Here is a 12842-nt window from a genome sequence, read left to right on the forward strand (position 1 = left end):
ATTCCATGCATCTCCCGTTAAAACGCGAATACTGGCTGATCAGTGGCCTGCTGTTTTTCTTCTTCTTCGCCTGGTCGTCGAGCTATTCGCTGTTCTCGATCTGGCTGCACCGGGTCATCGGTCTGAGCGGTACGGAAACCGGCTTCATCTTCGCCGCCAACGCCATCGCCGCGCTGTTCATCCAGCCCTTCTACGGCGCCCTGCAGGACCGCCTGGGCCTGTCCCGCAGGCTGCTGGTCTGGATCGGCGTGCTGCTCGCCTGCGCCGCGCCCTTCGCGATCCACGTCTACGCCGGCCTGCTGGCCCACGACGTGGTGCTCGGCGCCCTGGTCGGCGCCGCCTTCCTGGCCTTCGCCATGCTCGCCGGCGTGGGCGTCATCGAGTCCTATACCGAGCGGCTGTCGCGCCACGCCGGCTTCGAGTTCGGCACCACGCGGATGTGGGGCTCGCTGGGCTGGGCGGCCGCGACGGGCGTGGCCGGCGTGGTGTTCGACATCGACCCGGACATCGCCTTCTACATGAGCAGCGCCGCCGGCCTGGCGTTCCTGCTGATCCTCTCCCGGCTGGACATGGACGCCTTCAGGAACCACGAGACGCGGGCCGGCGAGTCCGCCCCGGTACGCACCGCCGACATCCTGCAACTGCTGCGCCTGCCGCGCTTCTGGGCGTTCAGCCTGTTCCTGACCGGGGTCGCCGGGGTCTACATGATCTACGAGCAGCAGTTCCCGGTGTACTTCGCCTCCTTCTTCCCTACCCCGGAAGAAGGCACCCGCGCCTACGGCTACCTGAACTCCTCGCAGGTACTGGTCGAGGCCCTGCTCATGCTGGTCGCGCCCTGGGTGGTCGCCCGCACCGGCGCCAAATACGGCCTGCTGCTGGCCGGCACCATCATGTTCGTGCGCATCCTCGGCTCGGGGCTGGCCAGCGATGCCTGGACCATCGCCGCCTGCAAGATGCTGCATGCCATCGAGGTGCCGATCCTGTTGGTCGCGGTGTTCAAGTACATCTGCGTCAACTTCGATGCGCGGCTGTCGGCCACGCTCTACCTGGTCAGTTTCCAGTTCGCCCAGCAACTGACCGCCATGCTGTTGTCGCCGGCCGTGGGCTATGGCTACGACAGGCTCGGCTTCGCCAGCGTCTACCTGCTGCTGGCCAGTCTGGTCGGCGCCTGCCTGCTGCTGTCCTGGTCGCTGCTGCGCGCCGACCCGTCCAGCAAGACCACCCGGGCGGCGGACGGCGCCCCGGAACTGCCGGCCATCGCCCAGGCGGCCAACCATTACGAACCCTGAACGAAGCAATCCGCGTCATCTCCTCCGCCCCGGCGGGGATGACGCCGCTCGAGACCTTCCCACGAACCTTCGAGGATCACGATATGCAGGCCGACCTACTGGACGAGGCGCAGCGCGCCATCGCGAGAACCCTGCCCGCACGCCGCGACGACTACCGTCTCGGCTATCACCTGTCGCCGCCGGCCGGCTGGATGAACGACCCGAACGGCCTGGTGTATTTCCGCGGCGAGTACCATGTCTTCTACCAGCACCATCCGTATTCGCCCCAGTGGGGGCCGATGTATTGGGGACATGCCAGAAGCGCGGACCTGGTCCACTGGGAACATCTGCCCATCGCCCTGGCGCCCGGCGATCCCTTCGACCGGGACGGCTGCTTTTCCGGTTCGGCGGTCGTCGACGGCGATACCCTGTACCTGATCTACACCGGGCACCGCTGGCTGGGCGAAGCGGGCAACGACGAGCAGGGCATGCGCCAGGTCCAGTGCCTGGCCAGCAGTACGGACGGCATCGCCTTCACCAAGCACGGCGCGGTGATCGATACGCCGCCGCACCCGGACATCATGCATTTCCGCGACCCCAGGGTCTGGCGACGCGGCGACCACTGGTGGATGGCGCTCGGCGCGCGCCAGGGCGACGATCCGCTGCTGCTGCTCTACCGCTCCCGCGACCTGCGCCAGTGGGACTGCCTCGGCCGCGCCCTGGAGGGCCGGCGGGAAGCCGACGGCTACATGTGGGAATGCCCGGACCTGTTCGAGCTGGAGGGACGCGACGTCTTCCTGTTCTCGCCGCAGGGCCTGGAGCCCGACGGCCACGAACGCTGGAACCTGTTCCAGAACGGCTACCGGCTGGGCCGGCTGGACGAGCGCGCGCGCTTCGTCGCGGAGAGCGAACTGCGCGAGATCGACCACGGCCACGATTTCTACGCGGCGCAGACCCTGCTGGCACCGGACGGGCGCCGTCTGCTCTGGGCCTGGATGGACATGTGGCAAAGCCCGATGCCGAGCCAGGCCCACCACTGGTGCGGCGCGCTGACCCTGCCGCGCGAACTGAGCCGCGACGGCGACCGGCTGCGCATGCGCCCGGCCCGCGAACTGGCGGCGCTGCGCCAGTCCCGGCAGGCGCTGGCGATCGGCGCGCTCGAATCCGGCAGCCGCACGCTGGAGGTTCGCGGCGCCCTGCTGGAGTTCGAACTCGAACTGGAACTGACCGGCAGCAGCGCCGAGCGCTTCGGTCTGGCCCTGCGCTGCAGCGACGACGGACGGGAGCGCACCTTGCTGTATTTCGACGCCATGGCCCGGCGCCTGGTGCTCGACCGGCAGCATTCGGGAGCCGGCGTGAGCGGCGTGCGCAGCGTGCCGGTGGCGCCGGGGCAGACGCGGATCGCCCTGCGCATCTTCCTGGACCGCTCGTCCATCGAGGTATTCGTCGACGACGGCGTCCATACCCTGAGCAGCCGCATCTATCCGCGTCCCGACAGCCTGGGCGTGGGTGCCTTCGCCGTGAACGGGCGCGGGGTGTTTGCCGAGGGCGCGGTCTGGAGCCTGGCCGATCTGAAACTCTGAGAACCGCTCGGGAGCCCGCGCTCCCCCTTTCCCGCGACGTTCCCTCATGAGCGGAGGGAATGGCCCGGCGGAATCCCCGCGCCCAGCCGACCGATGCACCGGAAAAAGAGCCCGAACCGCTTTCGAGCGGTTGTATCCCGCCAGCCCCGGCGCCGTGTTGTCATGCTTTCGCCGGGCATGACATCATGCCGGCGAAACAGGCAATGGCACCCGCGCATGGTTTCGGTCAAAGATGTCGCACGGTTGGCGGGAGTTTCCCCGATGACCGTATCCAGGGCGATCAACACCCCGGAGAAGCTGAACCCGGAAACCCTGGCCAAGGTCCGCCAGGCCATCGAAGCCCTGAACTACGTGCCCAGTCTTTCCGCCCGCAAGATCCGCGGCGGCCATTCCAGCGGCAAGACCATCGGCGTCTTCGCGCTCGACACGGCGACCACCCCCTTCGCCGTCGAGATGCTGCTCTCGGTGGAGCGCACCGCCCGGGAGCACGGCTGGAACGTCTTCATCCTCAACCTGTTCGAGATCCCGCCGAGCCAGCAGGCCATCGACCTGATGCTGTCGCACCGGCCGGACGGCATCGTGTTCAGCACCATGCAGTTGCGCGAACTGGAGATTCCCCCGGCGCTGCTCGGCAAGCCGCTGGTCCTGAGCAACTGCATGAGCACCGGCCCCGGCGTCGCCTGCTACGTCCCCGACGACGCCGACGGTCAGTACCGGGCCATGCGCCAGGCGCTCGGGCGCGGCTATCGTCGCCCGCTGTGCATCAACCTGCCGCGCCACAGCCTGGCCTGGAAGCTGCGCCAGCAAGGCCTGTCGCGCGCCCTCGCCGAGGCCGGCATTCCCGCGGACAGCGTCCGCCAGTACGACATATCCACCGACGACGCCTACGGGGAAACCGTCGCCGAGCTGGAACGCCGGTTGGACGAGACGAACGGCAGGCCGGCCTTCGACCTGCTGGTCTGCGGCAACGACCGCATCGCCCTGGTCGCCTACCAGTACCTGCTCAGCCGCGGCCTGCGCATCCCGGCCGACGTGGCGGTGCTCGGCTACGACAACATGGTGGGCATCGCCGAACTGTTCTATCCGCCGTTGAGCACCGTGCAGCTTCCCTACTACGAGATGGGTCGTCGCGCCGCGCAGCACCTGATCGAAGAGCGGGACGAGCCTTTCACCCACTGGGTGCCCTGTCCCGTGGTGAGTCGCCAGTCCTGGTGATGGCGCCCGAGAGTCGGGAAAGCCGCCCGCTCGAGATCGAAAAGCGAATGGGCCATACATCGGCATTTGACGCCGAGCGAACGGCAGGAGCGCAAGATATCCCGGATATTAGAAGGCCCGCGGCCGAAAGCCTGACCTTCCGATCCGAGCCCGGCCCTCGAAATACCCGGCCGGTTCTTTCGGGCACCACAACCAATTGCATTTTTGCGGTGTCCTGAAATATCACTCATCCCGCAGCAATATCGGCGACTGGCAGCCACATCGGCCCGAGGAAATACCGGTATCCGTTCGACAGGGGCAAGTCCCCTCGTTGTCCGGACATCGCGGCGCCGGAGGATGCCCGATGGTCAAGAAGTGCGGTAATTGGTGTGGGAATTTCGCTTCGTCAGAGATTGGCTGCCTGCTGCTTTTAGACGAGCAAATAACTTGATTTATTTTCATTCTTCAATAAGGTAATACCATTCTGACATCAGAATTAGGAAGTTCGATGCGATTCAAGTTGTTCGCTGCTTCTTTGCTGCCGGTAGTAACCACCTTCGCTTCCGCCGACAACACCTCCTGCAAGAAAGTGGTCGATGTCACCGATGGTAGTAGCTTCTCCTGCTTGGCCGATACCAGGAAACTGGTCGGAGTGAAGCTGGCCAAGATCGAAACCCCTACGTCCCGACAGCCCTATGGCTCCGCTTCCCGAAAAGCCTTGAGCGATCTGGTGCTGGGAAAGCGGGTCGTGGTTCAGGTGCAGGCAACCGACCAATATGACCGCCTGGTAGGACGCGTCTATGTCGAGAACATCGATGTGAATGCCAGGATGGTCAGCTCCGGCGCGGCCTGGACCAGTCGCCTGTACAACCTCGACGAGGGGCTCTTGAATCTCGAGAATCGGGCACGCAAGGCCAAGCAAGGATTATGGGCCTTGCCGGAGTCCGAGCGTTCGCCTCCGTGGAAGTGGAACAAGACTGCCCAGAATAAAATCCGGGAAAAAGAAGAGCCCTTCGCGCGTACGCCCAGCATGCTCATCCTGCCACGCGTCAATCGTTCCATATAATTCTCGAATATCGGCGCCTCACCCGGCGCAGGGCGTTCGGTTCATGCCGTGCATGATCCATCCGTCGAACGTGGCGGAGCCTGTTCGCCAGCGCAAGCCCCCGGTGATCCGGGCCGATGTCCCGGCAATCCCGTTCTTTCCGGAGCACGCACCGGGCATGGCGAAAGCCCGGTTTTCGCGCCGAAGCTGCGTCAATCCAGGCGACCCGACTACTCCAGCAGGGACAGACAGCCGGTCTGGCAAGCCGCCAGGATTTCCTCGGCCAGTTCGGCGTCGTCGACCGCGCGGGCCAGGGCCAGTCCGCCGATCATCCCCACCGCGACCTGCAGGGCGCGCAGCCGCGCGCCGGTCGCCGTCGCCGGCATCCCGGCCTCCAGGCGGGCCACGAACGCTTCGAACGTCCGGGTATAGCTGCCACGGATCGCCGCATCCTGCCGGGCGGCATCGGTCGCCAGGAAGGCCAGCGGACAGCACATCCGGCCGCCGTCGCGGTGCTCCATGCACAGATAGCTCTCCACCAGCCGCCGCAGGCCACCGGCGCCCGCCTGCTCGAGCAGTTGGCCGCCCTGGCGGGCCGCGACCTGAATCGCCTCGCCATACAGTTCGGTCTTGGAGGAGAAGTGATGATAGAAGGCGCCGCGCGTCAGGCCGGCTTCCCGCGTGATCGCCTCGATGCTGACCCGCTCGAAACCCTCCAGGGCAAACAGGCGCGCCGCGCTCTCCAAAATCCGCTGGCGAGTCGCTGCGCGCTGCGTGGCGGGCCAGGACATGGGCTTTTCTCCTTGCGACGGAACACTGGCGGGCAGTCTGCCAAAAGCGCGCCTTATGTTCTTGAACATAAGGTCGTGGCCGTCACCATGCGAGTTCCCCACCATCCGGGAACGCCCCATGAAACCGCACATACTCGGCCCAGACTTCAGCACCTTCGCCCGCAGCGTCCGGCTGTACTGCGAGGAAAAGACGCTGGAATACACCCATGGCCTGCAGGTGGACGGCAGCTCCATCGCCCGGCACAGCGCCGAACACCTGGCCCTGCATCCCTTCGGCAAAGTGCCCGTGCTGTTGCACGGCGAACGGCAGGTCTTCGAAACCACCAGCATCTGCCGCTACCTCGACGCGGCCTTTCCGCAATCCTCGCTGCAGCCGCACGACCTGGCGCAACGCACCGAAGTGGACCAGTGGTCCGCCGCGCTCGCCTTGTACGTCGACGACCGGCTGATCCGCCGCTACCTGCTGCTGATCGCCTCGCCGATCCCCCCGGCCCGTCCCGTCGATCCCGAAGCGCTGGCCACCGCCGCGCCGGCGGCCATCCAGACCCTGGACCTGCTCGCCCGGCAACTCGGCGACCGCGCATTCTTCTGCGGCACCCGCTACAGCATGGCCGACGCCCTGCTCACCCCCATGCTGGACTATCTGCAGCAATTGCCCGACGCGGCGGCCTGGCTGGAACAGCGGCAGAACCTGCGCGACTACCTGCAACACATGCGCCTGCGCCCGTCGGGTCGGACGGTGCTGGGACCGCCTGACAGGGATCGCGGCTCGGCATGACTACTGAGCGGGCTTAATCCGGCCGAAAGCAGTCTTGGTAACGAAAATAAAGAATTGTCTTGAAAATTGGCTACTGGAACGGATTCGTTGCTTGTGGCCGGAAGTGGCCCGGAGCTGCCTGTTTTATCGGGCAGAAATCGGCCAAAAGTGGACATTGGGGCATAAGTTGAGCCGGTGACTACCGTCCATCAGACGGCAGCCACCGCCCCTCTCGAACGAATCAGAAATGCCCATGCAGCTTCAGCATGAGTTATAAAGAGGGTTCTGCAATTGCATCGTACTGTTCCTTGAGACGTGCACCAGCCCCCCAATCTTCGGCGTTTTGTCCACGATTTCTGAGTTAGCGAGCTGATCACTACCGATCCCGAGCCGGTCTCGCGCGGACTGGGCATCGGAGAACTAGATATCTCATCCATAGAGCTTATCGAATGAGTCTTTAATTTTCTTTGAAAACTCCCCACCGAAGACATGCACCCCTAACTCCCCAAGATAATCACCTTTAGATGATGCAGAAAGCCAGTTCAGGCTAGTCACAATTAAGTTGTTATCGTCCCAAGTTAGGAATTTTGCATGTATTTGTGGATCATCCGCCTTGATCACCTCAAAGCCGTGACTCTCTAGCTTCTCCTTTAGTACCTTTGCCTCCTGATTCCTCATCTCTCCACTTGACCTACCAAAAGCAATCTTTATTTTGATTGAAGGAACAGCTTTAATAGATGCCTTTAGTGGAGTAAATATTGGTCTATCACCAGCATAACTAACTCGATGACTACAAACAAATATTTCCCTTTCAGCCTTATCGCAAGCATGCTTTGCTAATTTGTGATGCTCTGGTGCTGTAATGATCCGAACCGAAACAGAGTCACCTGTTGTTGCGCTTTTTTGATCTTTCGCCCATGCAGCCAGCCTCGCTGACTGAACGGCTAGGTCCCTGCTTAAGTTATTTGCCAAACCACGTCGCCCCATCGCAAGGGCTGAAGCGATGTTCAAGGCAATAGAGCCTACTTTCATATCTACAACTCGAACGGATGCTTCGATTCTATTGAAGTTAGAAGATAACCAATTACAAGATCCAAATGTAGTATGCCACTCACCATTCTTACGATCGCTAATCAAAAATTTCGAGTGAGAATTAGTTGGCTCGCGATGGAACTTCAACTGTGTGGAAAGCCCTTGAGAGTCAATATAAGTTTGGAGAGACTCTATTGAGTCAAGAACTCTTTTGTAATCAAACAGTTTATCTTCAACTTCTGGCGGGCACTGTCCCCATAGAATATCTATCTGGACGGAGCGCCGCGCCGCGCCTATTAGATCCTCAAGAATCAGGTCAATGCAGCTTGGATTGAGGAAAGTTGAGTGAATTACCAGCCTAGAATAGGCGTTTCTGATCTCCGAGATAAAATGTACTCTGTGATCTTCTGGCGTAGCCAGAAGATCTACGCAAGCAGACCTAACTAGAACGGAAGGAAATATCTTTTCGAGTGGAGAGACTTCATGAGATGAAATCTGCATTCCTGTTGCTGGAGCAGAACCTAGCAAGCGAAGCTGCTCACGCCTTTTTACGGCAGCACTTATTATTTCCGCGCGTAGCTCATCAGAAATATCCGGCACTCCCTGCAGCTTATTCTCGGAATCTACTCGTACAATGATGTACCGTAATGATTCTCCATAACGTGGCTTGACGGCATCACTTTCGAATCCGCTTATTTCTTCATCATCGTGTGCAACGCAAGAATATATCTCAGAGATATCAGGATCATAGGCAGGATCATTGACCCTCATCTCAGTCGCATAGACCCCATACTGTTGGATTACTCTATGAACTTTCGCTTTAGGGTATATCAAGAACGCTTGCTTCTTTTTCTTATCAACACGATAACACTGCTGGGTCAACGGATCGACCAAAAAGCTTCTAATTCTAACTATAGGCTCTTTATTTACAGGAAGATCTGCCTCTGTTGAGACCACCAAGCCGCGATGAGTAATCTTAAATAGATATCTCCCATCTATATGGGATATCTCTATCCATCCAGCCTGCATTAGTGGGATCAAGATTTCTATTACAAGTTGCCTAGGAAGGCTAGTCGCTCTAGAGAGTTCGTCAGGCGTTGTCGGGCCTGAGGCAATAGTTTGTAGGACAAGATGATCGACAGCCCCCCAGTTTATGCGCTTCATAATTTTGAACTTATGCACCCCATAACCAAACGGAACCATAACGAATATAGTCTGGTTAAGCTGTTTGTCTTCCATGAATTGCTCCTACGAAATCTTGGTCAGATTCATTACTTGCTCGTACTGAATGGTTACCATCTTGCCTGTCTTCTTCTGACTCTCAAGCTTCTCTACTAACCTAACAAGGAACTCATTATTAGTATTTCCCTTCTGGATCTCTTCTTCTTTTATCTTCTGTGACCAGCAAGAAATGAACTCGTAAGACCCTATAATCACCAATTGATGCTTTGCCCTACTGAGAAGAACATTCATCCGGCGACTATCAAGTAAGAAGCCCAACGCTCCCAGAGAATATGACTCACTATTATTTCTAACTAGAGAGACAGCGACTAGATCGGCCTCCGCGCCTTGGAAACTATCTACCGTCTTACAGAATGTGGATAAGTCGTCTGGCTTAGAAAAGCACTGCAAGTTCTTAAGATCTCCTGCCCCTCGCTCAATATCTCTCTCTAAATACTTAACCTGAACCGCATACGGAGATAACAACGCGAGCTTTGGTAGTTTTTCACCAGGCGCTGCACGAAGCCTTGTTAGTGCTTTAATCAGAACTTTGCGCTCAAGTGAATTATTCCATGTAGGTTTCTCTTCTTTTGATTTCACCCCTCGACTAGCTTGAATATCTGGGATCTCGATCCAAACTATTGCAGCACTGTTTAACTTCTTTGTTACCTTGCAGTTTCCTTCGAAATAGAAAGGCCGAGGACTTGACAAATACTCAATCTCCTTTTCGCGGTAAGTTTTAAGCTTTTCTTCATAAAAAGTGAATGAAATCAAATCCGCAATATCTGGGTGCATCCTATGCTGAATAGATAGCATACTTGCAATAGGTCTATGGAAGTCACTAGACCCATAGTATTCAAATGATTTCTTGGCTACGGATATCTCTTCATTAACAAAGGACTCAAACAGCAGGTGCAGACGGAGTGCTTCAGTGCTTATTTCGCTTAGATGCTCAGCTGTAATGTCCCTTATCTTTTCAGATGTGAACATCTCCTTAATAAACTCCCCCTTTATCTGGCTGTTGTAGATTTCGGTAGACACCTCTAGTGCGCCTCTGAGCCTATTTAAGTCTCTTAGAGTCTGGCGCATTTGCTCAGTTGCATAGGGAGGAAGTTGCTTATGGTCACCGATCATCAATCGACGATATGATAGAAGTAGAGGGCTCAGAAGCTCAATCCCAGTGACCTTCCCTGTCTCCTCCATAATGCTCCAGTCAAACTGGGATCTCGTCCTAATTAGGTCCTCTATCTGCCTGGAGTTCGTAGTTGTGAAAACTAAATTTGCCGACCTTAATAACTGCCCCATGAAAGAGAATCGCATGGATCTATTTCCATCCCTGCACAACTCCTGAATCTTATCTTTTGTGATATTCACTGGGGTATCTCTGAAAGCGTCACTATTTGTCAGGCTTAAGAGATACTCTCGCGCAAGATCATCTAGGTGAGTTATTGCGTCCTTTTCATCATCTCCTGACGCCTCTTTGATACAGCTAACTATTAATGGTGACGCCTTGCCTTGGGCATCTACGGCATTTTTAACCTCTTTGTAGAGGTGCTGAACAGTAGAGTGGCTTTGAGCTGTGAGCAGAAGCCTTGAACTAGGTTCTGACTCAAACGCCTGTCTAACCAAGGCTGTAACTAGGTGTGTTTTTCCTACTCCAGGAGGACCTTGAACCAAATAGAGCGGCAAGGTGTTTTGAATTCTTTTAAACACATCCTTCTTTGACGAGTCCAATTGCTCAAAGGCAGAGTCGGTCACATAGCTCTCATGCGAGTCCATGCATTCTAGATGTGGGCGCTCAAGCATTTTTATTAGCTCGGCGTGTTCACTAAGAGCATCAATTGCAAACGCTCTCCTGCTCAACTGCTTAGTGGTGCCTTGCGCGGACCCAGGTACTAGATAGCAGTATTGATACTCCGGATCTGGATTGCTTGCCTGGAATTCAAATATATCCTCTCCAGACACTTCGTGGATCTGCAAGAACGTGAGGATAACTTCTTGATCATCTTCGGAGAAGTTAATATTGCTAACTAGGTTCCAATTTGGCTCTGATACTTTATCCCCAAGTAAAATCTCTTTAAGTCTTCTTGCTGGACTATGTATTCGCAGCGTCTCCGAAATATCATCGGCGACTGAGTCAGATATGCTCTTAAGTCGAACGATGCTTTGCCCAGGATCTTCTACATCTGGGGTGTACGTAATAATTTCTACTGGATATATTTCTGATTTAGCATAAGCAATCTCTGCCAAGTGATATGCGGCAAATCCAAGAAGTAGCGTCGTTACCTTTTCGTCGGCAGCACTAGCGCTTCGCAACTCACCTATGAGTCCTTGCCAAGACCTTGAGTTACAAGAGGCTTGGCCTGCACGGTCATTATGCGCAAAGCATGTTATTTTTGAGGTCATTATTTTTGTTGGGTTGGTGCCATCGACCTTTCGTGGTGGAGAGAGGTACGCCTGAGTACAAAATGCACAATCCCACGAACCATCTGCATCTCCACCAATTCTTTTGTTCTTCGTCAATACATAGGTAAGGGTCGAGCCTAAAAGTATGACTTCCTCAACCTTTCTATCCGTCTTGAATACAGACAGAATGGAAGTATCTCGCAAATCATCTTCTATATATCTAATAAACTCTGATATATCGTTAGCTGGAATAGCTATACCATGAGCATCGAAGAATACTTTCTGTATTGCTGAATATACGGGAATCCGTTTTGCTCCTACCCCCGGATTATGTGCAGGGGGGGTCAGAAGAAATGCAATGCTATAACTCTCTTCTTGCGGGGAGCTAAACTCGTCTAATTTTTTAATTATCGACTCTAGCTTTGGCTGTACAACCTCATAACTCAATCCTTCAAATGGCGTATTAGAGTCAATTCTTATAATTCCAGCCAATCCGCGAATCAGATTAATCTCATCAAGGATTAACTCTGTATCTTCGATTATGGATCGAACTGAATTGTTTAGGTCACAGATTAAAGATATATTTATACCTAAAATCTCAGCCGCAAGTCTACCTAAGTCATGCCAATCTGTGAGAAATGAGAATATATTCTCGCCGGCGTAATTTGGGGAGGTGGTTACAATGCTGTCGTCTGAAATATGCTGCAGTCGGATTGACCATTCGAATCCGGTCAACTGGAAGTCATCTTCTTCGCTGCTTATGTTAGTAAGAATTGAATCACAATCCAGATTTCTGTGTAGAATTCCTTGGGAGTGCAATATTTGCAGGGCCTGCGATATTCTATTTATATTCCGCCAAAGCTTAGCCCTGTTGGACTTATTCTTTAGATTATTAACCCACTGCCTAAGTCTAAGGGTTCCTCCGACACTCTTGGATGTATAAAGTGAAAGCGGGCGGCGCTCCTCAGTCCCCAAAACTAAATAGAAGCCGTCTTCATCACTGTTGGAGGCGACAATGGGGACGATAAAATCGCCCACGCCCGGACATCCCTTAAGCCGGTGAAGCTGCCGAACCTCATAAATCCAAATATCTTGTAGCGTTCTTTCAACATCGGGACTTTCTTGGACCCAATGTTTAATCAATACAGGCAACCCTTCTAGCTCCGCCTCTATCAGAGCAGGCGATTGATCTTTCGAGTCAAATTCCTTGATTACATTTAAGTTCTCAAATTTGTCTAAATAGCGACTCCTTGACGCCATCTCTTTCTCCTTAAGAGCTGTGATTACTACTGATTCTGTTTGAGTGCCACGCAATTTATAATTAGAATTATATCAGTCTGGGGGGGGCAACTGGCCATAAAATTGATAGCCTAATGCCATCCATTCTGCGGTAGCGGCGCTCTGATTCTTTCGTATAACTGGAAATGGGGGCTATCAGGCTTCCGGATTCTAAGGATGTGGAGAGTGAGAAGGGATGTTCTCCGCTACCGTGATCGCTACCAATCAAGTGTCAAATCGAACTCCTAGTCCAGGTCCGCCATCCTC

The 12842-nt window shown here is 55.6% G+C and carries 8 protein-coding genes; 5 read left to right on the forward strand and 3 right to left on the reverse strand.

Features of this window, described 5'->3' with window-relative positions:
* Window positions 1-5 precede the first annotated feature (5 nt).
* From AVCA_RS23645 to AVCA_RS23660, 4 genes are all read left to right on the forward strand, one after another.
* Complete coding sequence (locus tag AVCA_RS23645) at window positions 6-1289, forward strand: MFS transporter (RefSeq protein ID WP_012703608.1); 1284 nt, start codon at window positions 6-8, stop codon at window positions 1287-1289.
* 83 nt (window positions 1290-1372) lie between these two features.
* On the forward strand, window positions 1373-2851 hold the full coding sequence (locus AVCA_RS23650; protein WP_012703609.1) for a glycoside hydrolase family 32 protein: 1479 nt from the start codon (window positions 1373-1375) through the stop codon (window positions 2849-2851).
* Window positions 2852-3067: 216 nt separating this feature from the next.
* Complete coding sequence (locus tag AVCA_RS23655) at window positions 3068-4066, forward strand: LacI family DNA-binding transcriptional regulator (protein ID WP_012703610.1); 999 nt, start codon at window positions 3068-3070, stop codon at window positions 4064-4066.
* A gap of 487 nt (window positions 4067-4553) precedes the next feature.
* Entirely contained in the window at window positions 4554-5111 is a 558-nt protein-coding gene (locus AVCA_RS23660) for a thermonuclease family protein (RefSeq protein WP_012703612.1), read from the forward strand.
* 209 nt (window positions 5112-5320) lie between these two features.
* On the opposite strand, the gene AVCA_RS23665 is transcribed toward AVCA_RS23660, so the two are convergent.
* The gene (locus tag AVCA_RS23665) at window positions 5321-5881 is read right to left on the reverse strand and encodes a TetR/AcrR family transcriptional regulator (RefSeq protein ID WP_012703613.1); all 561 of its coding nucleotides are present in this window, start codon (window positions 5879-5881) and stop codon (window positions 5321-5323) included.
* A gap of 118 nt (window positions 5882-5999) precedes the next feature.
* On the opposite strand from AVCA_RS23665, the gene AVCA_RS23670 reads away from it, so the two are divergent.
* The gene (locus AVCA_RS23670; RefSeq protein WP_236616316.1) at window positions 6000-6659 is read left to right on the forward strand and encodes a glutathione S-transferase family protein; all 660 of its coding nucleotides are present in this window, start codon (window positions 6000-6002) and stop codon (window positions 6657-6659) included.
* Between the two features lie 408 nt (window positions 6660-7067).
* On the opposite strand, the gene AVCA_RS25685 is transcribed toward AVCA_RS23670, so the two are convergent.
* Together AVCA_RS25685 and AVCA_RS23675 are read right to left on the reverse strand one after the other, a co-directional pair.
* On the reverse strand, window positions 7068-8909 hold the full coding sequence (locus AVCA_RS25685) for a phospholipase D-like domain-containing protein (protein WP_012703615.1): 1842 nt from the start codon (window positions 8907-8909) through the stop codon (window positions 7068-7070).
* Between the two features lie 9 nt (window positions 8910-8918).
* Window positions 8919-12557 carry an AAA domain-containing protein gene (locus AVCA_RS23675; protein WP_012703616.1) on the reverse strand — a complete coding sequence of 1213 codons (3639 nt, stop codon included), beginning with the start codon at window positions 12555-12557 and terminating at the stop codon, window positions 8919-8921.
* Between the last annotated feature and the right edge of the window lie 285 nt (window positions 12558-12842).

Origin of the sequence: Azotobacter vinelandii CA (genome assembly GCF_000380335.1) — a bacterium.
GTDB lineage: Bacteria > Pseudomonadota > Gammaproteobacteria > Pseudomonadales > Pseudomonadaceae > Azotobacter > Azotobacter vinelandii.

Excerpts from the sequence above, each read along its gene's own strand:
- AVCA_RS23645 (WP_012703608.1), top strand. The coding sequence starts at position 6 with ATGCATCTCCCGTTAAAACGCGAATACTGGCTGATCAGTGGCCTGCTG.
- AVCA_RS23650 (WP_012703609.1), top strand. The coding sequence starts at position 1,373 with ATGCAGGCCGACCTACTGGACGAGGCGCAGCGCGCCATCGCGAGAACC.
- AVCA_RS23655 (WP_012703610.1), top strand. The coding sequence starts at position 3,068 with ATGGTTTCGGTCAAAGATGTCGCACGGTTGGCGGGAGTTTCCCCGATG.
- AVCA_RS23660 (WP_012703612.1), top strand. The coding sequence starts at position 4,554 with ATGCGATTCAAGTTGTTCGCTGCTTCTTTGCTGCCGGTAGTAACCACC.
- AVCA_RS23665 (WP_012703613.1), bottom strand. The coding sequence starts at position 5,881 with ATGTCCTGGCCCGCCACGCAGCGCGCAGCGACTCGCCAGCGGATTTTG.
- AVCA_RS23670 (WP_236616316.1), top strand. The coding sequence starts at position 6,000 with ATGAAACCGCACATACTCGGCCCAGACTTCAGCACCTTCGCCCGCAGC.
- AVCA_RS25685 (WP_012703615.1), bottom strand. The coding sequence starts at position 8,909 with ATGGAAGACAAACAGCTTAACCAGACTATATTCGTTATGGTTCCGTTT.
- AVCA_RS23675 (WP_012703616.1), bottom strand. The coding sequence starts at position 12,557 with ATGGCGTCAAGGAGTCGCTATTTAGACAAATTTGAGAACTTAAATGTA.